This is a genomic window from Kitasatospora sp. NPDC043949 (assembly GCF_056435365.1).
This window is the reverse complement of the sequence record NZ_JBWKEQ010000025.1, coordinates 12,094-32,612: the sequence shown is the minus strand read 5'-3', so window position 1 is coordinate 32,612 and position 20,519 is coordinate 12,094. Positions and strand designations below refer to the sequence as shown.

25 protein-coding genes and 1 pseudogene are annotated in these 20,519 nt (G+C 71.8%); 16 read left to right on the top strand and 10 right to left on the bottom strand.

Annotation, left to right across the window (positions count from 1 at the left end; translation table 11 throughout):
* The first annotated feature begins 2 nt into the window (after window positions 1-2).
* Both AC07AL_RS21305 and AC07AL_RS21300 read left to right on the top strand, forming a co-directional pair.
* On the top strand, window positions 3-1,097 hold the full coding sequence (locus AC07AL_RS21305; protein WP_400809734.1) for an ABC transporter ATP-binding protein: 1,095 nt from the start codon (window positions 3-5) through the stop codon (window positions 1,095-1,097).
* The gene (locus tag AC07AL_RS21300; protein ID WP_363585375.1) at window positions 1,084-1,989 is read left to right on the top strand and encodes an ABC transporter permease; all 906 of its coding nucleotides are present in this window, start codon (window positions 1,084-1,086) and stop codon (window positions 1,987-1,989) included. The genes AC07AL_RS21305 and AC07AL_RS21300 overlap by 14 nt, the downstream gene beginning before the upstream one ends.
* A gap of 36 nt (window positions 1,990-2,025) precedes the next feature.
* Here the strand turns inward: AC07AL_RS21300 and rarD are convergent, their stop codons facing one another.
* Both rarD and AC07AL_RS21290 read right to left on the bottom strand, forming a co-directional pair.
* Window positions 2,026-2,994, bottom strand: coding sequence for an EamA family transporter RarD (rarD, locus tag AC07AL_RS21295; RefSeq protein ID WP_363585376.1), 969 nt, complete (start codon window positions 2,992-2,994; stop codon window positions 2,026-2,028).
* A 176-nt stretch (window positions 2,995-3,170) separates the two neighbouring features.
* Window positions 3,171-4,019, bottom strand: a complete 849-nt coding sequence (locus tag AC07AL_RS21290; RefSeq protein WP_363630123.1) for an SDR family oxidoreductase — start codon at window positions 4,017-4,019, stop codon at window positions 3,171-3,173.
* A gap of 205 nt (window positions 4,020-4,224) precedes the next feature.
* Here AC07AL_RS21290 and AC07AL_RS21285 point away from each other — a divergent pair, with 205 nt between their 5' ends.
* The gene (locus AC07AL_RS21285; RefSeq protein WP_350877776.1) at window positions 4,225-4,566 is read left to right on the top strand and encodes a winged helix-turn-helix transcriptional regulator; all 342 of its coding nucleotides are present in this window, start codon (window positions 4,225-4,227) and stop codon (window positions 4,564-4,566) included.
* Here AC07AL_RS21285 and AC07AL_RS21280 read toward each other — a convergent pair.
* A complete protein-coding gene (locus AC07AL_RS21280) occupies window positions 4,553-5,320 on the bottom strand; it encodes a TetR/AcrR family transcriptional regulator (RefSeq protein ID WP_363585378.1) in 768 nt (255 codons plus the stop codon). The two genes, AC07AL_RS21285 and AC07AL_RS21280, sit on opposite strands and share 14 nt — an antisense overlap.
* Window positions 5,321-5,404: 84 nt before the next feature.
* Window positions 5,405-6,400 (bottom strand): Lrp/AsnC family transcriptional regulator, encoded by a 996-nt coding sequence (locus AC07AL_RS21275; RefSeq protein ID WP_363585379.1) that lies wholly within the window; start codon window positions 6,398-6,400, stop codon window positions 5,405-5,407.
* Between the two features lie 262 nt (window positions 6,401-6,662).
* Between AC07AL_RS21275 and AC07AL_RS21270 the strand changes: the two genes are divergently transcribed.
* The 3 genes from AC07AL_RS21270 (at window position 6,663) to AC07AL_RS21260 (ending at window position 9,211) form a co-directional block, all read left to right on the top strand.
* Window positions 6,663-8,216 (top strand): MFS transporter, encoded by a 1,554-nt coding sequence (locus tag AC07AL_RS21270; RefSeq protein WP_363585409.1) that lies wholly within the window; start codon window positions 6,663-6,665, stop codon window positions 8,214-8,216.
* A gap of 74 nt (window positions 8,217-8,290) precedes the next feature.
* Window positions 8,291-8,746, top strand: a complete 456-nt coding sequence (locus AC07AL_RS21265) for a hypothetical protein (RefSeq protein ID WP_363630121.1) — start codon at window positions 8,291-8,293, stop codon at window positions 8,744-8,746.
* Window positions 8,747-8,953: 207 nt separating this feature from the next.
* The gene (locus AC07AL_RS21260; RefSeq protein WP_363630119.1) at window positions 8,954-9,211 is read left to right on the top strand and encodes a DUF6011 domain-containing protein; all 258 of its coding nucleotides are present in this window, start codon (window positions 8,954-8,956) and stop codon (window positions 9,209-9,211) included.
* Window positions 9,212-9,260: 49 nt separating this feature from the next.
* Here AC07AL_RS21260 and AC07AL_RS21255 read toward each other — a convergent pair whose 3' ends face one another.
* Window positions 9,261-11,177 carry a hypothetical protein gene (locus AC07AL_RS21255; RefSeq protein ID WP_478317943.1) on the bottom strand — a complete coding sequence of 639 codons (1,917 nt, stop codon included), beginning with the start codon at window positions 11,175-11,177 and terminating at the stop codon, window positions 9,261-9,263.
* A 306-nt stretch (window positions 11,178-11,483) separates the two neighbouring features.
* Between AC07AL_RS21255 and AC07AL_RS21250 the strand changes: the two genes are divergently transcribed.
* Together AC07AL_RS21250 and AC07AL_RS21245 are read left to right on the top strand one after the other, a co-directional pair.
* Window positions 11,484-12,212: a chitinase gene (locus AC07AL_RS21250; protein ID WP_363585383.1), complete on the top strand. Its 729-nt coding sequence runs from the start codon at window positions 11,484-11,486 to the stop codon at window positions 12,210-12,212.
* 323 nt (window positions 12,213-12,535) lie between these two features.
* On the top strand, window positions 12,536-13,258 hold the full coding sequence (locus AC07AL_RS21245; RefSeq protein ID WP_478317942.1) for a DsbA family oxidoreductase: 723 nt from the start codon (window positions 12,536-12,538) through the stop codon (window positions 13,256-13,258).
* Between the two features lie 54 nt (window positions 13,259-13,312).
* On the opposite strand, the gene AC07AL_RS21240 is transcribed toward AC07AL_RS21245, so the two are convergent.
* From AC07AL_RS21240 to AC07AL_RS21220, 5 genes are all read right to left on the bottom strand, one after another.
* The gene (locus tag AC07AL_RS21240) at window positions 13,313-13,717 is read right to left on the bottom strand and encodes a DUF3052 domain-containing protein (RefSeq protein ID WP_363585385.1); all 405 of its coding nucleotides are present in this window, start codon (window positions 13,715-13,717) and stop codon (window positions 13,313-13,315) included.
* A 104-nt stretch (window positions 13,718-13,821) separates the two neighbouring features.
* Complete coding sequence (locus tag AC07AL_RS21235) at window positions 13,822-14,022, bottom strand: hypothetical protein (protein WP_363585386.1); 201 nt, start codon at window positions 14,020-14,022, stop codon at window positions 13,822-13,824.
* A gap of 78 nt (window positions 14,023-14,100) precedes the next feature.
* On the bottom strand, window positions 14,101-14,466 hold the full coding sequence (locus AC07AL_RS21230) for a hypothetical protein (protein WP_363585387.1): 366 nt from the start codon (window positions 14,464-14,466) through the stop codon (window positions 14,101-14,103).
* A 105-nt stretch (window positions 14,467-14,571) separates the two neighbouring features.
* Window positions 14,572-14,835 (bottom strand): hypothetical protein, encoded by a 264-nt coding sequence (locus tag AC07AL_RS21225; RefSeq protein ID WP_363585388.1) that lies wholly within the window; start codon window positions 14,833-14,835, stop codon window positions 14,572-14,574.
* The gene (locus AC07AL_RS21220) at window positions 14,835-15,206 is read right to left on the bottom strand and encodes an ATP-binding protein (RefSeq protein ID WP_363585389.1); all 372 of its coding nucleotides are present in this window, start codon (window positions 15,204-15,206) and stop codon (window positions 14,835-14,837) included. The genes AC07AL_RS21225 and AC07AL_RS21220 overlap by 1 nt, the downstream gene beginning before the upstream one ends.
* A 208-nt stretch (window positions 15,207-15,414) precedes the next feature.
* Between AC07AL_RS21220 and AC07AL_RS21215 the strand changes: the two genes are divergently transcribed.
* The 8 genes and pseudogenes from AC07AL_RS21215 to AC07AL_RS21180 all read left to right on the top strand — a co-directional run.
* Window positions 15,415-16,299, top strand: a complete 885-nt coding sequence (locus AC07AL_RS21215) for a helix-turn-helix domain-containing protein (RefSeq protein WP_363585390.1) — start codon at window positions 15,415-15,417, stop codon at window positions 16,297-16,299.
* Between the two features lie 10 nt (window positions 16,300-16,309).
* Window positions 16,310-16,516: a DUF397 domain-containing protein gene (locus AC07AL_RS21210; RefSeq protein WP_363585391.1), complete on the top strand. Its 207-nt coding sequence runs from the start codon at window positions 16,310-16,312 to the stop codon at window positions 16,514-16,516.
* 94 nt (window positions 16,517-16,610) lie between these two features.
* Window positions 16,611-17,186 carry a DUF1707 SHOCT-like domain-containing protein gene (locus AC07AL_RS21205; protein ID WP_363630113.1) on the top strand — a complete coding sequence of 192 codons (576 nt, stop codon included), beginning with the start codon at window positions 16,611-16,613 and terminating at the stop codon, window positions 17,184-17,186.
* Between the two features lie 144 nt (window positions 17,187-17,330).
* Window positions 17,331-17,849 carry a DinB family protein gene (locus AC07AL_RS21200; RefSeq protein ID WP_350877627.1) on the top strand — a complete coding sequence of 173 codons (519 nt, stop codon included), beginning with the start codon at window positions 17,331-17,333 and terminating at the stop codon, window positions 17,847-17,849.
* Window positions 17,850-18,277: 428 nt separating this feature from the next.
* Complete coding sequence (locus AC07AL_RS21195; protein ID WP_363585393.1) at window positions 18,278-18,796, top strand: DUF6879 family protein; 519 nt, start codon at window positions 18,278-18,280, stop codon at window positions 18,794-18,796.
* A 196-nt stretch (window positions 18,797-18,992) separates the two neighbouring features.
* Window positions 18,993-19,235, top strand: coding sequence for a hypothetical protein (locus AC07AL_RS21190; RefSeq protein WP_478317941.1), 243 nt, complete (start codon window positions 18,993-18,995; stop codon window positions 19,233-19,235).
* A 6-nt stretch (window positions 19,236-19,241) separates the two neighbouring features.
* Window positions 19,242-19,757 carry a DUF6879 family protein gene (locus tag AC07AL_RS21185; RefSeq protein WP_478317940.1) on the top strand — a complete coding sequence of 172 codons (516 nt, stop codon included), beginning with the start codon at window positions 19,242-19,244 and terminating at the stop codon, window positions 19,755-19,757.
* 189 nt (window positions 19,758-19,946) lie between these two features.
* Window positions 19,947-20,483, top strand: a pseudogene (locus tag AC07AL_RS21180) (eCIS core domain-containing protein); the annotation flags it as partial.
* Window positions 20,484-20,519 lie beyond the last annotated feature (36 nt).

The following is a 20,519-nucleotide window of genomic DNA, read 5'->3' as shown; positions in this document are numbered from 1 at the left end:
GGATGACGAAGGCTCCCGTAACGGGGGACGTTACGGAGTCGGCCGGGGGTCCGGGCGCCGAGCAGCGCCCGGGCCCCGTGCCTTCCACCTCCACCTCCCCCTCCACCTCCTCCCCCGGTTCCCCCGGCTCCTCCCGGCCCGACGACGTGATCAGGACCCGCGGTCTGACCAAGCGCTTCCGGGGCGGCCAGCTCGCCGTGGACGGCCTGGACCTGAGCGTGCCGCGCGGCTCCGTCTTCGGCTTCCTCGGCCCGAACGGCTCCGGCAAGACCACCACCATCCGGATGCTGATGGGCCTGATCGCCCCCACCTCCGGCGTCGCCACCGTCCTCGGCGAGCCGATGCCGCAGTCCGTCGCCTCCGTGCTGCCCCGGGTGGGCGCGCTGATCGAGGGCCCGGCGCTGTACGGCTTCCTCTCCGGGCGGGACAACCTGGTCCGGTTCGACGCCGCCGACCCGACCGCCGACCCGCGCACCCGGCGCCTGCGCGTCGAGACGGCGTTGGAACGGGTCGGGCTGAGCGCCGCGGCGGCCAAGAAGGCCCGCGCGTACTCGCTGGGCATGAAGCAGCGGCTCGGCCTGGCGTCGGCGCTGCTCCAGCCGCGCGAGCTGCTGGTGCTGGACGAGCCCACCAACGGGCTGGATCCGCAGGGCATGCGCGAGATCCGGGCGCTGGTGCGGGAGGTCGCGGCGGAGGGGACCACGGTGTTCCTCTCCTCGCACCTGCTGGACGAGATCGAGCAGGTCTGCACGCACGCGGCGGTGATGTCCCGGGGCCGGCTGGTGGTGCAGGGCACCGTCGCCGAACTGGCCGCCCGCGCGCAGGGCCGACTGGTGGTCCGCACGCCGGACGTGGCGCACGCCGTGGAGGTACTGGCGGCCCACCGGGTCGGCTCCCTGCTGCCCGGCGACGGGCGGGTGGACGGCGAGCTCGGCGCGCTCGGCTCGCTCGGCTCCCCGGTCGAGGAGGCGCTGCCGAAGCTGTGCGCGGCGCTGGTCGAGGCCGGGGTGCGGGTGCACGGGTTCGGGCTGGAGCGGGGCACGTTGGAGGACGCCTTCGTGGCGCTGACCGGGGAGGGCTTCGATGTCGCAGGCTGAGCTGTCGCAGGCCGGGATGTCGCAGGCCGGGGCGGTGCCGGTCCGGACCGGGCGGAGGCCGCAGACGGCGGCCGGGTTCCTGGCGCTGTTCCGCAACGAACTGCACCTGACCTTCCGCCGGATGCGCACCAAGGTGCTGCTGGGGATCCTGGCGGTGCTGCCGATCCTGATCGGCGTGGTCGTCAAGCTCAACACGGGCAGCCCGCACGAGGGCGGCGGCGGGGTGAACTTCATCGCGCAGACCACCCAGAACGGCCTGTTCCTGGTCTTCACCGCCCTCGCGGTCGCGCTGCCGGTGTTCCTGCCGATGACGGTCGGCGTGGTCGCCGGGGACTCGGTCGCCGGCGAGGCGGCCACCGGGACGCTGCGCTACCTGCTGGTCGCGCCGGCCGGGCGCACCCGGCTGCTGGCCGCCAAGTTCACCGCCGGGTTGGTGTTCTGCCTGGCCGCCACCGTGGCGGTCGCGGCGGCGGCCCTGGCCACCGGCGCCGCGCTGTTCCCGCTCGGCGAGGTGACGCTGATCTCCGGCGACACCATCGGCTTCGGCGACGCGCTGCTGCGGGCGGTGCTCGTGGCCGGGGTGGTGGCGGCCTCGCTGGCCGGGCTGGTGGCGATCGGGCTGTTCGTCTCCACGCTCACCGGCAGCGGCATCGCGGCGATGGCGGCGACCGTCGGGCTGGTGGTCACCGTGCAGATCCTGGACGCCTTCCCGCAGCTGGACGCCGTCAGGCCGTTCCTGTTCACCCATTACTGGCTCAGCTTCGCGGACCTCCTGCGCCAGCCGATGTACTGGGACGGCGTGTGGAAGGACCTCGGCCTCCAGGCCGCCTACGTCGCCGTGTTCGGCGCGACGGCCTGGTCCCGCTTCACCAGCCGGGACATCAGCGTCTGACCGCCGCCTCAGCGGGAGCGGACCAGCAGGGGCGGATCAGCGCCTGACCGCCGCCTCGGCGGGGGCGGGCTGCGGCACAGCCGCGGCCCGCCCCGCGCGGTCGGCCCGTACCTGGCGCAGCGCGTCCCAGGTGAGCACCGCGAGCGCCAGCCAGACCAGGCCGAAGCCGGCCCAGCGGGCGGGCGGCATCGACTCGTGGAACACCGCCACGCCGATCAGGAACTGGAACACCGGCGCCAGGTACTGGAGCAGCCCGAGCACGGTCAGCGGCACCCGCACGGCCGCCGCGCCGAAGAACAGCAGCGGGATCGCCGTGATCACGCCGCTGAGCAGCAGCAGCCCGGAGTGCCCCCAGCCGTACGAGCCGGCCACCGTGTGGCCGAAGGTGCCGCGCCCGCTGACCTCCAGGTAGACCAGGTAGCCGAGCGCGAACGGGAACATGAAGGCGCTCTCCGCCGCCAGGCTCTCCAGGCCGCTCAGCCCGACCTTCTTCTTCAGCAGCCCGTACGTGGCGAAGGAGAGCGCCAGGGTGAGCGCGATCCACGGCAGCCGCCCGTACGCGACGCTGAGCACCGCGACGGCGGCCGCGCCGACACCGACCGCCGCCCACTGCGCCGTCCGCAGCCGCTCCTTGAGCACCAGGACGCCGAAGCCGATGGTGACCAGCGGGTTGATGAAGTAGCCGAGGCTGGTCTCGACGACGTGCCCGGCGTTGACGCCCCAGATGTAGACGCCCCAGTTGATCGAGATCACCGTGGCCGCGCCGGCCAGCATGGCGAGCCGGCGGGGCTGGCGCAGCAGCGGGCGTATCCAGCTCCAGTGCCGCTGGGCGATCAGCAGCAGCACCACGGCGACCAGGGACCAGACCATCCGGTTGGCCAGGATGTCGTCGGCGGCGCCGGGCTCCAGCAGTGGCCAGAACAGGGGGAAGAGGCCCCAGATGCCGTAGGCCGCGACGCCGTACCAGAGGCCTCGGCCGCTGTCCTGCTGGGTTGTCTCTGGCATGGCCGCCTGCCCTCCGCGCGCGTGTGTCGAGGTGACGGTAGCGGGCGGAGGGGCAGGCTGTCATCTCCGTTTCCGCATTTTGGTCATGACATCGCTGACCTCGGGAAACGCGGGCCCACGGCGGGTCCGGAGTGCGGGAGGACCTGAGGCCCGGAGCGCCTCAGGCCTGGAGCGCCTCAGGCCCGGAGCGCGGCGCGCACCGACTCGGCCAGCGGGACGGTCGGGCGGCCGATCAGCCGGGCCAGGTCGCCCGGGGTGCCGGCCAGCTCGCCACGGGCGATGCCCGCGTCCACGTCCACCAGCACCTCGGCGAAGCCCTCCGGCAGGCCCGCGCCGACCAACGCCGCGAGGTGCTCCGCCGGTGCCACGTCCTGGTGCGCGACCGGCTGCCCGGAGACCAGCGCCAGCTCGGCCGCCAGCTCCGCCAGGCTCCACGCGGCGTCGCCGCTCAGCTCGTACACCCGGCCCTCGTGGCCCTCGCCGAGGAGCACGGCGACCGCCGCGTCCGCGTAGTCCTTGCGCGGGGCGGTGGCCACCCGGCCGTCCCCGGCGCTGCCGAGCACCACGCCGCGCGCCACCGTGCCGGCCGCGTCGCCCAGGTAGTTCTCGGTGTACCAGCCGTTGCGCAGCAGGACGGACGGCAGGCCGGATGCGCGGATCAGCTCCTCCGTCGCCTTGTGCTCGTCGGCCAGCCGGAAGGTCGCCGCGCCCGGCGCGCTCGTGTAGGCGAACAGCGCGACACCGGCCGCACGGGCCGCGTCGACCACCGCGCGGTGCTGCGGGATCCGGCGGCCGACCTCGCTGCCCGAGATCAGCAGCACCCGGTCACCGGCCGCGAAGGCGCCGGCCAGGGACGCCGGGTCGTCGTAGTCGACCACGCGGACGGCCACCCCGCGCGCGGCCAGGTCGGCCGCCTTCCCGGCGGAGCGGACGGCGACCGCCACCTCGCTCGCAGGGACCGCGGCCAGCAGGCCCTCGACGACGAGACGGCCGAGCTGGCCGGTGGCACCGGTGACGACGTACATGGGGATGCTCCTTGGGTGGGTTTCTGCCTCGACGGGGTTCCTGCCTCGAAACTCACCCTAGGGACTGCACTAACCTTTCGAAAGTACGCACTTCAAAGTACGGTACTGACATGAAGGTAATGGCAGGACAGTCATGAAGACCCTGGAGGAAGGCCGCCCGGCCGTCCCGGTGCGCGAGCTGCCGCCGGCGGACGTGTTCGACCGCATGTGCCCGTCCCGGGGCGTGCTGGAGCACGTCACCAGCCGCTGGGGCGTCCTCGTGCTCGGCGCGCTGCGCGAGCGCGGCTACCGCTTCAGCGAACTGCGCCGACGGGTCTCCGGCGTCAGCGAGAAGATGCTCGCGCAGACCCTGCAGACGCTGGAACGCGACGGCTTCGTGCACCGCGAGGCCCACCCGGTGATCCCGCCCCGGGTCGACTACAGCCTCACCCCGCTCGGCCGGGAGGCCGCCGAACTGGTCGCCGCCCTCGCGCACTGGTCCGAGCAGCGGGTCCCCGCCGTCGAGGCCGCCCGCGCGGAGTACGACGCCCGGCCTAGCGTTCGCTGATCAGGGCCGCCAGCCCGTCCAGCACGCGGGCCAGGCCGAAGGCGTACGCGTGGTCCGGGTCGTACGCGCCGCCGTGGGCCTCGCCGGCGGCGGCGCCCACCCGGGCCGCGACCGGGTAGCGCTCGGCGTCGAAGACCTTGGCGAGCAGCTCGGCGTTGGCGGCCCACCACTGCGCGTCGGTCATCGCGCTGTCCTGCCGGGCGGCGCGCTCGTCGGCGGCCATCCGGGCGCAGGTCTGGACGAAGCCCAGCAGGTGGGTGAGCGCCGCGTCCAGTTCGACGTCGGGCAGGCCGGTGCCCTCGAAGGCGCGCAGCTCGTACTCGTACTTGGCCATCAGGCCCGGGCCGAGCGGCGGGCGGCTGGTGGAGACCGCCGAGACCCACGGGTGGGCTCGGTGCAGCGCCCGGTTGTCGTCGGCGACGGCGGTCACCCTGGCCCGCCAGCCGTCGTCGGCGGGGGTGCTGCGCGGCGTCGTCGCGTAGACGGTGTCCAGCATCAGGTCGAGCAGTTCGGCCTTGCCGGGGACGTAGGTGTACAGCGCCATCGGGGACAGCCCCAGCTCCTGCGCCACCCGGCGCATGGTGACGGCGTCCACGCCCTCGGCGTCGGCCAGGGCGATGGCCACGGCGGCGATCTCGCCGGTCGACCGGGCCTGCCGCGGGCCGCGCCGGCCGGGCTTCTCCTCGGCGGTCAGCCCCCAGAGCAGGGCGAGGGTGCGCGCCGGATCTCCTGCGCTGCTGCGGTCCGTGGCCATGGGGGGATCTTTTCACGGCCCCGCCGACAGCTCGACGGAGCGACGGGGGCGGTCGCTCGGCGGTTCGGCAGCCCGGTGCCGGCGTCATACGAGCGCCGGGTGGATCAGCCGCCCGTGGTGGATGAGCGAGGCGGACTGCTTGAGCCGGTTCACCCGGACGCTGATCTCGTAGCCGCGGATGCCCTCGACGTGGGCCAGGCGGCCGGTGAGGTAACGGTAGAAGTCGGGGGTGTCCCGGCAGGCGACCACGGCCATCAGGTTGTGGCGTCCGCTGATCGCGGCGACGAACGCGCACTCGTGGTGGCCGCCGACCTCCTCGCCGACCTGGTGCAGCCGCGGTAGGTCGACCTGCAGCCACAGGGTGGCGTTGAGCCGGTAGCCGAGGCGCTCGGCCAGGGTGTCGACGTCGTACGTGAGCGAGCCTGCTGCCTCCAGTGCCTCCAGGCGACGGGCGACCCGGGGCTTGGACCAGCCGGTGACCTTGGCCAGGTGGGTATGGGTGGCCCGGCCGTCCTCGGCGAGCGCGCGCAGCAGCGGCAGGTCCTGTTCACCCAGGGGCGTCGACGAGGCCACTGCCGGGGTGGGGTGGCCGGAGGTCAGCCGCCGCACCTGTTCGGGGGTGAGCGAGGCGTCGGGGTCGGTCCAGGGCGCGGTTCCGGGACCGCCGTAGATACGCACGACCAGGTCGACGTTCACGTCCAGGACCGCGCCCGCTCGCGGCAGCTGGCGCAGCAGCAGGTCGTCATGGTCGGTTCCGGCGGGGGACCGGATGATGCAGATGATCTCCGAGCCGCCGGAGGCGATGCCGACGTACGCCACCTCGGACCGGCGGGCCAGTGACTGGGCCAGCGGTGCCACCGCATCAGGTCGGCAGCGCAGCCGGGCGATCCACTCCGCCTGGCCGTCGGCGTTCAGGTTGCCCAGTCCGACGACGCGCAGCAGGCCGTCCCGCCGCAGGGCGGCGTAGCGGCGCGCCACAGTCTGTTCGGACACGCCGATGACCTCCCCGAGCCGCCGGAACGAGACCCGGGGCGCGCACTGCAAACCGTGGATGATTTTGCGGTCCAGATCATCAGCCATGGAGGAATGGTCCCATCGCCAGGCGCCCAGGCGGAGGTTCCGGGAGGCTTCTTGGGATCGACTGCGGGTTTCGGGTGCTTCGGGGAGAAGCTGATCGGCGGCTCCACGGGCGGCTGCCATCGGCCGTCGCCCCCGGGAGCGGGCGCACGCTCCCGGCGGCGCTCCGAGAATGCGGGGCCTCCCCCGCAGCAGCCGAAGGAACGACCCCGTGAACTCCACAACGACGCCGGACCTCAGGGCCGGACGGGCCGCCACGCTCGTCATGGCCTGCCTGGGTGTCTTCGTCGCCTACCTGCCCGTCACCACCGTGTCGGTGAGCCTGCCGGCGATCCAGCGCGCGCTGGGCACGTCGACCTCCGAACTGTCCTGGGTGTCGGACGCGTTCGTGCTGCCGATGGCCGCGCTGATCCTGACCACCGGCGTCTGGGGCGATGTCCACGGCCGCAAGAAGGTCTTCCAGACCGGCATGGTCTTCTGTGCGCTGGGCGCCGCGATCTCGCTGCTGTCCAGCTCGGTGCAGGCACTGTGGGTCGGGCAGGCGGTCTCCGGCATCGGCGCCGCCGCTCTGCTGCCCACCACACTCACACTGATCAGCCATGCCGTGCCCGACCACCGTGAGCGGGGCAAGTTCATCGGCTTCTGGGCGATGAGCCTGACGGCCCCGCTCGCCGTCGGCCCGCTGATCGGCGGCGCCCTGCTGGAGCACACCACCTGGCGCTGGATCTTCCTGCTGCCGATACCGCTCTCCGTGGCCCTGCTGGCCGTCGCCGCGTTCCGGCTGCCCGACTCGCGCGCCCCGCACGGCCGCCGGCTCGACTGGCCCGGCCAGATCACCGCCGCCACCGCCGTCACCGCACTGGTCTACGGCGTCATCGAGGGCGGCGCGGACGGCTTCGACGAACCCGCTGTGATCACCGCGCTGACGCTCGGCGCGGTCGCCGCCGGAGCCTTCGTCCTGGTGGAACTCCGCAGTACCAGCCCGATGCTGGACCTGGCGCTGTTCCGCAGCCCCGCGTTCACCGCCACCGCACTGGTGGCCGTGGTCAGCTTCCTCGGCCTGATCGGCTTCTTCTTCGTGCTCAGCCTGTACTTCGGCCTGGTCCAGCACCTGAGCACCATGCAGGCGGCACTGCGGATGGTGCTGGTGTCCGGCACCTCGCTGGTGGCCGGCCTCCCTGTCGGACGGCTGATGCACCGGATCCCGCCGAGGGTGCTGATCACCTCCGGGCTGGCGCTGGTCGCCGCCGCGATGTTCGCCATGACCGGCGTCGACGCCCACACCTCCTACGCGGCGCTGACCTGGCGACTGGTGCTGCTCGGACTCGGCATGGGCGCGGTGCTCACCCCGATGACCGCCTCCGCAGTCTCCGCCGTTCCCTTCCACCTGGCCGGGATGGCCGCGGCCGGCAACAACGCGATCCGCCAGGTCGGCGCCGCGCTCGGCCCCGCCGTCCTCGGGGCGCTGCTCACCACCCGTGCCCTGAACGCCCTGCCCGCACAGCTCGCGAACGCCGGCGTCCCGGCCCAGACCGGCGCGCGTGTCCTGGACTCCGCCCGCGAACACGGCCTGGGCGCCGTCGCCGGACTCGACCTCGGCCCCGCCACGGGACAGGCCCTGACCGCGCTGAGCAACTCCTTCCTGGACGGCATGCGGCTGTGCCTGCTGGTCTCCGCCGGCCTCGCCCTGCTGGCCGCGCTGGCCTGCGCCCTGCTGCTGAAGAGCCCGTCGAGCGCGGCACCGAGGGCGGCGGGTCCGGGACGGCCAGTGCCGGAAGCGGAGCAGGCCGCGGTCCCGGTTGCGGCGCAGCCAGCCTGAGGAACAGGAAGCAGGGGGACCGACAGCGGTGGTACTGCACCCCGCTGGAGGGAGTCGGTCCGCTGCGCTTCGGGATGAGTCCGCAGCAGGTGTCGGCCGCCCTGGACGGCGAGGTGCCGGCCGAGAGCTGGGGCCACCACCCCTTCCCGGTGGGCAGCCCTTGGGAGGACCAGGGCACTCCCGAGGAGTGGCACGTGAGCAAGGAGTACTACGCCCGGGCTGGGGCGAGCGCGCACTACTTCTACGCGTCGCAGGCGGGCAGGGGTTCCGTGCTGGCCCGGGTGAGCGTCCACGGGCGCAGCGGCCCCCTAGTGTCCCTCTACGGCATCGAACTGATCGGCCGCAAGCCCTCCGCCGTCGAGGCGGACATCATCCGCTACATCCAGGACCGCGGCCTGGACCTGCGCATGGGTTGCGGCGGGGACATCAGCCCGGGCGACTCTCAGGTGTGGGCACGGGCGGAGCGGGCAGGGGACACCTCGGTCAGCGCGGCCTGCTTCTGCATCGAGGACTTTGAGTACCACGGCTGACCCCGTGTCCAGAAGCCGATCAGCCAGTCGACGCCGGCTCCTCTCCCGTTCTACGCAGACGTTCAGGCCTGCTCACTCCGGTCTTCCCGGCCGCCCGATGCCGCGCTGATTCGACAAGATCCGAAAGAGAGGTCCCTAGCCGACCATGATCAAGCTCGGCGCCAACCGCTGTACCGGTGTTCCCCGAGGCCGGGCTACCGTCTCCCCATGACCAGCGTCCCGACCAGCAACGGCCCGACCAGCAACGGCCCGAGTGGCGGCGGCTCGACCGCTGGCGGCCCGGACCCGATCCCGGGCACCGACACTCCCGAGGCCATCCGGCCCCGCGTCACCTGCCGCCGCTGCCATCGCCCGCTGCACGACCCGGAGTCGCGGATCCTGCGGCTCGGCCCGGAGTGCCGCGATCCGGCGGAGCGGGTCGCGCGCTTCGACGTCGACCAGGATCCGCTGCCGGGCATCGGGTGACGGGCGTCGGGTGACGGGCATCGCCCGCCGACCTCTGCTGTAGCGCCCGTCAGGCGCGCCGGAAGAGGCGGCGCAGGAGGCCGGGGCGGGGTTCCGGTTGCTCCCGGGGCACCACCTCGGCCTGCTGGGCTTCCCCGGCTTCCCGGGCTTCCCTGGCCTCCTGGGCCTCGGCCCGCTCGATCAGCCGCCGGGCCAGGTCGAGGTCGGCCCGGGGCAGCCAGGGCGCGGTGAGCGCCAGCGCGGCGAGCGAGCGCAGGACGGTCACCACGCGGGTGCGGCGGGCCCGGGCGCTGTAGTGCAGCCGCTGCCGGAGCCGGTCGGCGATGTCGGCGCGGGTCTCGGGGTGCGTCCAGCCGATCGCGACGAGGGCGAAGCCGGCCGCCTCGACCACCCAGTCCTCGGGCCCGAGCAGCAGGTCGACCAGCACGCGGCGGCGGTCGGAGTCCTCCCACGGCTGGTCGGTGCGGTGGTGGGCGATGCCGAGGCAGGCGAAGACCTGGACGGCCCGCACCCACAGTTCGGGCTGGTGGGCGAGCAGGGCCCGGCCGAGGTCGTCCTCCCGGGGCATCGGCGGGTGGACGAGCGCGCCGAGCAGGTCGTCGAGCGGCAGTCCGGCCAGCCGGACGGCGTGGTCGTAGGCGGCGGGGACCGTCGCCCAGACGATCTCGGCGGTGGCCCGGACGAGTTCGGCGCTGTCCGGTGCGGGCGGGGCGACGGCCGGGCGCGGGTCGGTCCCGTCCCAGGCCCAGATCCGGGTGGCCGGTTCGGCCAGCGGGAGCCGGGGGTCGGGCTCGGCGACGGACCGGTAGTCGACGGTGGCGCGCGGCAGGGCGAGGCGGACGGCCAGCAGGGAGCTGGGCGGTTCCACGGCGGAGGCGCTGCACTCGATCTCGCTGTCGCGGGTGGTGCCGGGGGCGGCGAGCAGCTGGTGCAGCACGTTGACGGTCGCCTCGGTGGCGCCGGAGACCATGCCGAGCCAGGGTTCCCGGTGGCTGAGCCGTTCCAGCAGGTCCTGGGCGTACTCGTGGTCCGGGTGGGCGCGGTGGTGGTCGGCCAGGGCGAGCAGGTGGGCGGGGTCGCCGTCGGCGGCGTGCCGCAGGCCGTACCGGGCGGGGGCCGCCTTGGGGTGGTCGGGTTCGGTGGCGAGCACGCGGTCCAGCCAGGGCAGGCCGTCGGCGGGGCGGCCGAGGGCGCCGTACAACTCGGCGACGTCGACGGCGAGGTAGCTGCTGGAGTTGTCCCGCTCCGGTTCGACCCGGGCCAGTTCGGCCTCCCAGACGGCGAGCGCCCGTTCCGGCCGGCCGTGCGCGCGCAGGGCGTTGCCGAGCATCACGGACGGCAGGTAGCCGGGGGCCAGCAGGTGGGCCAGTTCGGCGAGTTCGACGGCGCGGTCGGTGGCGCCGAGGCGGCGGGTGAGGCCGGAGGCCATCGCGAGCAGCAAGGCGTGGTCGCCGTGGCGGGCCACCACGGACTGGACGAAGTCCTCGAACGGCTGGACGGCTTCGGCGAGTTCGGCGGGCAGCGGGTCGGGCAGTCCGCCGGCGGCCCGGGCCACCGCCTGGGCGACGGCGTCCGGGTCGACGAGGGCGGGCAGGTCCTCGCGGGCGAGCCAGGCGGTGTGCGCCCAGGGTCTCGCGGGCTCGTACTGGATCGCGGAGGCGAGCAGGCCGACGGCGGTGTCCCAGTCCCCGGCGGCGGCCTCGACGTGGGCCCGGCAGGCGACGGTGCCCAGGTAGACCTGGCCGTCCAGCGGGAACAGGTCGCGGGCGGCGGCCGGTCCTCCGGCGGCGGCGCACAACTCGGCCAGCGCCTCGTACAGTTCGGGCAGCTGGGGGTCGGCGAGGATCGCGTCGGCCAGGTGGTCGGCGGCGTGCGGGAGGTCTCCGGAGTCGATGGCCAGCCGGGCCACCGCCACCTCGCCCTCCGCCGCCAGCCGCTCGTCGCCCTCGTCGTCGGCGTGCCCCATGTGGTCGTCCCCCCGCTCGCGGTGTCTGCCTTGTGCGCGGACGAGGCTATCCCGCGTATCTGATGACCGGATGATCAATCTGCCGGTGTGTCGGACGAGCTGGAATTGGCCTGAATCGCGCTCACCTCTAGGTCGGATACACCCCGAACGAGTGGTTTGGGTGCTGGTCGGCGCCTTTTCCCGGAATCGGCGCACCACGATGTTCCCGACGCTTCGCTCCCGAAGCACCCCCCGGTGCACCCACCGGAGCACTCACTGGAGCACCCACCGGAGCACCCCCACCCCGACGACAAGCGAGAAGTGACGATGAAGCTCTCCCGCACCCTGTCCATGGCCGCCTCGGCCGCCGTCCTGAGCACCGTCGCCCTGGGCACCACCGCCCTCACCGGGCACGCCACACCAGCGGCCGCCGCCTCGTTCGTGGTCAGCGAGGCCCAGTTCAACCAGATGTTCCCGAGCCGGAACTCCTTCTACACCTACCGCGGCCTGACCGACGCCCTCAGCGCCTACCCCGGGTTCACCACCACCGGCAACGACGCCACCCGCAAGCGCGAGGCCGCGGCGTTCCTCGCCAACGTCAGCCACGAGACCGGCGGCCTGAAGTACGTCGTCGAGCAGAACACCGCCAACTACAGCCACTACTGCGACGCCTCGCAGCCCTACGGCTGTCCCGCCGGCAAGAGCGCCTACTACGGGCGCGGCCCGCTCCAGATCAGCTGGAACTTCAACTACAAGGCCGCGGGCGACGCCCTGCACATCGACCTGCTGAACAACCCCTACCTGGCCGAGAAGGACCCGGCCGTCTCCTGGAAGACCGGCCTCTGGTTCTGGAACACCCAGAAGGGCGCCGGGACGATGACCGCGCACGACGCCATCGTCAACGGCAAGGGCTTCGGCGAGACCATCCGCAGCATCAACGGCGACCTGGAGTGCAACGGCAAGAACCCGGACGAGCGCAACGACCGCATCAACCTCTACAAGAAGTTCGTCGGCGTCCTCGGCACCGACGTCGGCGGCGGCAACATCTCCTGCTGACCGGCGGCCCCGTGCGTGGGAAGTCGACCGGGCCGACTTCCTGCTCACGGCCCCCCGCAGACCGGCGCATCCCAGCGCTCGACGAGGAGCCTGCGCCGTCCTGCACGAGGCGTTCCTCACGGAGGCCCGGGCGGCGTCGGGCTCGGCGGACGGGCACCTCCCGTACGGGTTCAGGATCCACCTCGCGACGGCGCGGCTGCGGTGAGGCCGGTCCCGTCGGGCACCTGAATATTTCATCACGAGAAATATTCAGGTGGTCGTCGGCGTTGACCACGGAGCCGGGTGCGGGAAGGCCCCGCACGGCTGGAGACGGGAGCGACGCCGTGCGCGTGGAGATCTGGACCGACATCAACTGCCCGTGGTGCTACATCGGCAAGGCCCGGTTCGAGCAGGCCCTGGAGCGGTTCCCCCACCGCGGAGACGTGGAGGTCGTCCACCGCTCCTTCGAACTCGACCCCCACTCGCCGGCCGAGGCGCGGCCGGTCGTCCCGCTGATCGCCGCCAAGTACGGGCTCAGCCTGGACCAGGCCGAAGCGGCGGAGGCGCGGATCGCGGACAACGCGCACGGGGAGGGGCTGGCGTACCTCCGCGAGGGGCGCGACGCGGCGAACTCCTTCGACATGCACCGCCTGCTGCACTTCGCCAAGGACCACGGGCGGCAGGGGCAGCTGCTGGACGCGCTGTACCGGGCCAACTTCGCCGACGCGCGATCCGCGTTCGCGGAAGGGCGACTGGTGGAACTGGCCGTCGAGGCGGGGCTGGACGGCGAGGCCGCGGCGGCGGTGCTGGCCGATCCGGACGCCTACGCGGAGGCGGTGCGCGAGGACGAGGCGACGGCGGGCGCGATGGGCGCCACCGGGGTCCCGTTCTTCGTGTTCGACCGGCGGCTCGGGGTCTCGGGCGCCCAGCCCGCCGAGACGTTCACGGCGGCACTGGAGCAGGCCTGGGAGAGCCGGGTGGCGGTGCCCCTGCTGGTCTGCGGCGCCGGCGGTGAGGGCAGCGGCGAGGTCTGCGGGCCGGACGGGTGCGAGCTGCCGCAGCGGTGAGGCGAAGGGCGTGGAGCAGGAAGTCGGCGGGGCCGACTTCCTGCTCCGGGGGTGTCAGCGCTTGGGGGCGATGAGGCGGATGCCGGTCCAGTCCGCAGCGGCGCTGATGGCCTTGGTCGAGGCGAGGCCGGCGGTCTGGGCGGCCTCGTTGACGTCGCTGGGCTCGATGTAGCCGCCCCGGCCCGGCTTCGGGGTGAGCAGCCAGATCATGCCGCCCTCTTCGAGGAGGCCGATGGCGTCGACCAGGGCGTCGGTGAGGTCGCCGTCGTCCTCGCGGAACCAGAGCAGGACGGTGTCGGCCACGTCGTCGTAGTCCTCGTCGACGAGGTCCTGGCCGATCAGCACCTCGATGCCCTCGCGGAGATCCTGGTCGACGTCCTCGTCGTAGCCGATCTCCTGGACGACCTGCCCGGGCTCGAACCCGAGCCGGGCCGCCGGGTTGGTGCGCTCTGTCGTCATGCCGGTGTTCCTTTGACTTGGAGGCGCCTGTCGCCTCGCATCCGGGTAGCCAACCAGACACGGACGGCGGTCGGCGCGGAACACGCCCGGAGATTGACGATCCGTCAGATCTTGCGGCAGGAGATGACCACGGACGAGCTGACGGTCAACAGGAGTTGCGCACCGCCGGCCGCGTCGGCCCGGGCAATGGTGGCGCCCAGCTCGCCGGGCGGGAGGGGGAACGTGTGCGGGCGCAGGTCGGCGTCGTGCGCCACGACCGCGTCGCCCTCGACGTAGAGCAGCAGGTATTCGGCGACGTCGGACACGTCGGGTCCCCTCCCCTGGGGTGGCTGGCGCTTGGCGCTGCCCACGCTAGGGGCCGCGCGGGGCGCGGTCGGTGGCATTCACCCGGCACCACTCCCACGGGTGAACGCGGTCGAGGACGAGCGAGGGCTCGGGCTGGGGTTGAGGTGGGGGTTGAGGCGGGCGGGGTGCCCGGCGGCGTTGCGACCGGCGGCCTCGCGGTAGGCGATGCGCTGGACGGCGGTGAGCAGGCGGTAGAGGTTGAGAGCGGCGTCGGAGTCGTCGGCGGCGAAGCCCAAGTGGAAGATGAAGGCTTCGAGTTCGCGCCAGTCGAAGTCGTCGGGGACGGGCTGGGCGGCGCCGGGGGCGAGGGTGTTGAAGGCGGCGGCGACGGCGTAGTGGGTCGCGGCGAGGGCGTTGGCCAGGGGGTTGGGGCCGAAGTCGGGCTCCGGGGCGGGGTCGGACATGTCAGGGGTCCTCCTCGTCGGGCTTTGCAACGTTGAGTGCGGTGATGACGCCCAGGACGACGGTGGCGATCGCCAGGGCGAGGAGGACGGCGAAGGCGGCCGCGATCAGAAAGCGCACGGGTCGTCGCGGTCTCGGTCGGCGGCGAGGAGGAGGGAGAGGAGGTTGAGGAGGGTGGAGGCGGGGGCCGTGTTGAAGCGGACGAGGATGCGGCCGTCGATGGTGCGGTCGGTGGTCGCGGAGGGGAAGATGAGGCCGAACCTGCGGCCGCGCTCGTCGACTTCGGCGAGGAGCGTGCGGATGTGGTCGTCGGTGTAGTACCGGATCCGGGGGTCGGTCGGCAGCATCGGGTAGCGGCGGGGAAGAGGCATCAGGCGGCGTCCAACTGCAGTTCGAACCAGACGGATTTGCCCTGCTTACGCAGGTCAGTGCCGAAGCGGTGGGTGAGGGAACGGACGAGGTGGAGGCCCCGGCCGGAGAGGGCGAGGGGGTCGGCGGGGACGCACGGCTCGGGCGGGAGGGTCTGGCTGTCGTCGCAGACCGAGACCCGGAGCCTGCGGTTGAGGAGGGACAGCACGACGAGGGGCGCGAGGCTCCCGGCGTGCTTCCACGCGTTGAAGAAGAGTTCGTGGAGGGCGAGTTCGGCGTCGGAGATGGTGGGGGGCGGCCAGCCGGCGGTGGTGAGGAGGTCGCACAGCTCGGTGCGGGCGGCGGTCCAGTCGGGAGGGTTGGAAGCACGCATGGGAGACCCCAGGAGGAGAGGAGGGGAATCGGCGGAAACGTCGCCATGAACCGGACTGACGCTCCGTCATGTGATCAGTGCAACACTGAGAGTAGGGGTCTGTCTGGCAAGGTTGCAAGCAGATCCAGGAGACTCGTACCAGCCATCACTCGTTGGTGGCATCCCGGAGGGGTTGTGCGCGAGACTGCGCCGACAGGGAAGGACGATCGTGGGATACAAGGGACCAATCAGCCAACGGCAGCGCCGATTCGGCGAGGAGCTGCAGCACCTGCGGACAGCCGCCGGGCTGTCGTCTGCCGACGCCGGGGCACTGGTCGGTATGAAGGTTCCGGCAGTGAGCCACACCGAGGCTGGTCGGATCACTCTCAACCCCGAACGCCTCGAAGTCTGGCTCGACGCCTATGGCTGCACGGACCCGGTATACCGCGCGGGTCTTACCGAGATGGGGCGGAGCAGCGGCAAGGGCTGGTGGAGCGAGTTCGAGGGCAAAGTTCCGACACTCGCGCTGGATCTGGCCGAGGCGGAGGACAGGGCACAGACCTTCTCAGTGTTCGATACGCTCCATATCCCCGGCAGCTTGCAGGTCCCGGGCTATATCGAAGCTATCTACAAGGATGCTTACCAAGATGGCCGTTGGGACACGGCGACCGCCGTCCAGTTCCGTCTACAGCGGCAGCGCGTCCTGACCGACAGTAGGCGTCAGTTTCGATTCGTCATCCACGAAGCAGCTCTTCAGATGCGGTTCGCCGGCAAGTCGGTCATGCACGAGCAGCTTCTTCACCTCGTCGATATGGCGGAGCTACCCAATGTCACGATCGAGATCATTCCATTCGACGCCCCCAAGAAGGTCCCCTACACAGGCGCCTTCCTGATCTGCGACCCCGGGTGCACCGCGCTGTCGACCATCATCCTGGATGGGCCCAAGCGCGCTATTCACCTTGGGGATCCATCAGATGTAGTGGCCTACCACCAGAAGTTTCGCGAGGCCTGCGATCTCTCATTACCGGCCGTGGATGCGTCGAAGCCCAGGCGTGATTCCTCTCGTGACTCGTGGGGACTCCTTCAGCACCTCATCTACCAGCTTCAAACGTGAAAGGCGCCCGATGTCCGACCTTGCCTGGCAGAAGTCATCCTTCAGCGACGCAGACGGCGGCAGCACATGTCTTGAACTAGCGACTGGGGTCGACAGCCTCCGTCACTTCCGCGAGTCCGACGACCCCGACGTCATCGTCACCACCACCGTCCCCAAACTCCGCGCCTTCCTCCTCGGCGCCAAGGCCGGCGAGTTCGACCATCTCGTCCGAGCCTGAACTCCACGCACGCCCGGCGGTCAGCACACTCGGTGCTGACCGCCTCCGCTCAGCTCCCTGTTCCGGGCCGCCCGCACTGGGTTAGCGTGGACCCATGTCGAGAGACCTGCCCGCGCTACGGGCATCCCATCAGGACCGGGACCGCACCGTAGAAACGCTGCAGGTCGCCGCCGCAGACGGCCGGCTCACCCCCGAGGAGCTCGAAGCCCGGCTGGAATCCGCGCTCTCGGCCCGGACGCTCGCCGAGCTGGCTGAGCTGACCACCGACCTGCCGAGCTTCGCGTCGGCCGTGCCCACGCCGAAGGACGTGCTGGTCATCGACCAGCGCGGCGGCAAGTACACCCGGGCCGGGCGCTGGGTGGTCCCCCGGCACATCGAGTTGCGGCCGAAACATTGCACGGTCGTCCTCGACTTCACCGAAGCGGTCATCACGGCCGACACCCTTCTGATCGACGCGGCCCTGCGGCACGGCAAGCTGCTCATCATCAGCCCGCCGGGCCTCGTCACCCTCGACACCGACGATCTCACCCTCGTCTTCTCCAAGGTCAAGCAGCGCTCCAACGGCGGCGGCGACGCCACCAGCCCCCGGCTCCGGATCGAGATCACCGGCACCCTCAAACACGCCTCGGTCGTCGCGCGCCCTCCCCGCCGCCGCCTCTTCGCCACCTGAGGCAGGCCCACTCCCCATCTGCACACCCTCGCCCGCTCGTCGATCTCGACGAGCGGGCGCTCTCGTTGCCCGGCCGGTCCGATGGGACCGCCGGCAACGGAAAACCCTCCGGGTGCCGGGCCGTGCAGTGGCAGAATCGGACCCATGACTTCCTCCTTGCCCGAGCCTGACCAGCAACTCTCCGATCCCAGCGAGCTGTTGCTGGACTATCTCGACTACTACCGGTCCGTGGTCGGCGCCAAGATCGAGGGCATGTCCGACGCAGAGCTGCGTGCCAGCCGGCTCCCTTCCGGGTGGACCCTGCTCGAACTCCTGAAGCACCTCGTCCACATGGAGCAGCGCTGGCTGCGCTGGGGCTTCCGGGCCGAGCAGGTCTCGGCGCCCTGGGGCGACCGCGGCCCAGCGGACCGCTGGTACGTCGGCCCGGAGGAGACGGCCGCCGACCTGCTTGCCGCGCTGCACGCGGGCGGCGAGTACACGCGAGCCGTCGTGTCGGGTACGCCGCTGACCACCGTCGCCGCGGCCGGCGGCCGTTTCCCGGACGACTGCACCACGCGGCCCACCCTGGGCTGGATCCTGTTCCATGTTCTGCAGGAGTACGCCCGCCACGCGGGCCATCTGGACATCGTTCGAGAGCTCACCGACGGCGTGACCGGCGAATAGCCACCGGCACTGCCAGGACAAGGCGACTCCGCCCCGCACAGCGCCGGTGTCGGCTCCGATGCGTTTGCCGAGCCGCTGGTCCCGGATCTGGCGGTTCCACATGGCCGCCCGTGAGACCGACCTCTCTGGGGAACGGGACACCGTCGAGCGTCTGATCAACAAACGGAAAGCCAGGCGAGGTATCGGCCACGCGATACGACAAGACCCCAGCGAGCCACCTCGCCGGCCATCACCTTCCCGATCTACTGGCCCCGAGCGCGCTCTACGACGCGGACGCCCGGCGGCTGCTCACCTCGGCCGCTGAGAGCCGGATCTGACAGATCGCCGGACTTCCTGTCCGGGCGTCTCCGCGAAGATCGGCGCCCGGAGGGTCGAGGCCGTGGTCGAATCTCCCAAGCGAACGATGCAGTTCTTCCCGGAGGTGAACGATGCCCGCAGATCCCCCACTTGAGGACCTGCTGCGATCCTGCACCCGCTCCGCGCTTCACCTTGAGATGCGCGACGGCTACATGCGGGACGACCCACTGTTCCTCCGCTGGCTCGACGGGCACCGGGACGACCCGGCCGACCGCTCGTCGTGGTGGAACCCGTGGTTGCAGCTGATCCACGAAACCACCGCCCGAGGCGTCGAGGTCCGGCGCGCCCGTGTGGTGTCGGAGCCGGTGAGCGAGTACATCCGGTTCGAACACGAGATCACGTTCCGGAACATCGCCTCCGGCGAGCAGGTCCGGTGGCTCCCCCGTCAGCAGACGACCGACCTGGCGCTCCCCGGAAACGACTTCTGGCTCATCGACGGGCGGCTGCTCGTCGTCCACCACTTCAGCGGCGAGGGCGACTTCGTCGACGACGAGATCAGCACCGACCCGCAACCCGTGAAGCTCTCCCACTCCGCGTTCGAGGCCGTCTGGGAGCGGGCGGTCCCGCACGAGGACTTCCAGCTCCACTGACCGGTGCACGCACGCCATCCGGCGTCCAGCAAGGCAATCTGGCGTTAGCCAGGTGCCGTAGGAGGAGGCCGCACCCGCCCGCTCGTTGGAGCCCAACGAGCGGGCGGCAAACGTCCTACCGCCCTCTTGGCGGCGATCAACCGGAAGGGTGGGGCTCACGCACACCGGTGCACCCCACTCGACTACGGGAGTGAGAATGGCCCTGAGGTTCCTCGGCATCATCCCGAACACCCCGGACACGGACTCGCCGACGATCTGGTTGGACGAGGAAACCGGAGACTCGCTGATCCAGTCCTACAAGGCCACGGACAACGAAGTGAAGGCATGTCAGGAGATCGGTTCGATCCCCGGCCACTCCACCGACGTGCCCGATCACGAGACGATCATCAGGCTTCCCAAGATCATGCTTCAGTTCATCCCCAAGCCCGACAGTGAGTAAGGAGCGATGACAAACCCGGTACTTGAGGGCCTGGCCACGGCCAAGGTTTCCGCCGTACACCTTGAGATGCGCGACGCCTACCAGCCCAGCGACCCCGAGTTCATCGCATGGCAGCAGGGCAAACGCCTTGACCCTGCCGCCGAGCGGTCGTCCTGGTGGCGCCCGTTCCTGGACGTGGTGACCGAGACGACGGCGCGCGGTGTCGTGATGAGGCGCGCCCGGATCGTCTCCGAACCGGTCACCGACTACATCCGGTCCGAGTACGACGTGACGTTCCCGAACGTCCGAGCAGGCGAACAGATCCGTTGGCTTCCCCGCCGGAAGGCGGCCGACATCGCACTCCCCGGCACCGACCTTTGGCTGTTCGACGGGTCGTCGGTGCTGTTCACGTACTTCTCGGGCGTCGGTGAGGTCGTCGACCGTGAATGGCGCACCGAGCCGGCCGTCGTCGAACTGGTGAAGTCGGCATTCGAGGCGGTGTGGGACCGGGCCACACCGCACGAGGAGTACCGGCTTCACTGATCCACCATGGCCGCCTCGCCTGCACGCCCTGCCCTCGACGGCGATCCCCCTGCCCTGCCCGCGCGTTGGGGACCGACCGGCGGGCGGGACTGCCCTCGGTGGGCAGGGTTGCTGCCCCCGCCATCTCTATCGCTCCGGGTGTGGGCGGGGTATCCAGGACTCACCGGCCATCGACCCGAAGGGACGCCGATGAGGACCAGCGACAGTGACGACAAGGCGCACGCCCCCTCGACCGCCCGGACACCCGCGCACGCGCCCGCACCAGCACCAGCGCTGCTCGGCCTCCAGGCGTCCGTCGGGAACGCCGCCGTCGTCCGACGGCTCCAGCGGGCCGGCCAGGTACAGCGCTCCGCCGCCGCCGTCCACGACGTGCTGCGCAGCGGCGGCCGCTCGCTCGACGGCGCCACCCGCGCCGACATGGAGGCCCGCCTGGGCGCCGACTTCTCGGACGTCCGGATCCACGACGACAGCGCCGCCCGGAGCTCCGCCGCCGAGATCGGCGCCCGCGCCTACACCTCCGGCAACCACGTCGTCATCGGCGACGGCGGCGGCGACCGGCACACCCTCGCCCACGAGCTGACCCACGTGCTCCAGCAGCGGCAGGGCCCCGTGGCGGGCTCCGACAACGGCTCCGGGCTGAGCGTCAGCGACCCGTCCGACCGCTTCGAGCGCGAGGCCGAGGCCAACGCCCGGCGGGTGATGTCCGGCCCGACCGCAGGCCGCCGAGCCGACCACGCCGCCACCCACGAGGACGAGGAGCAC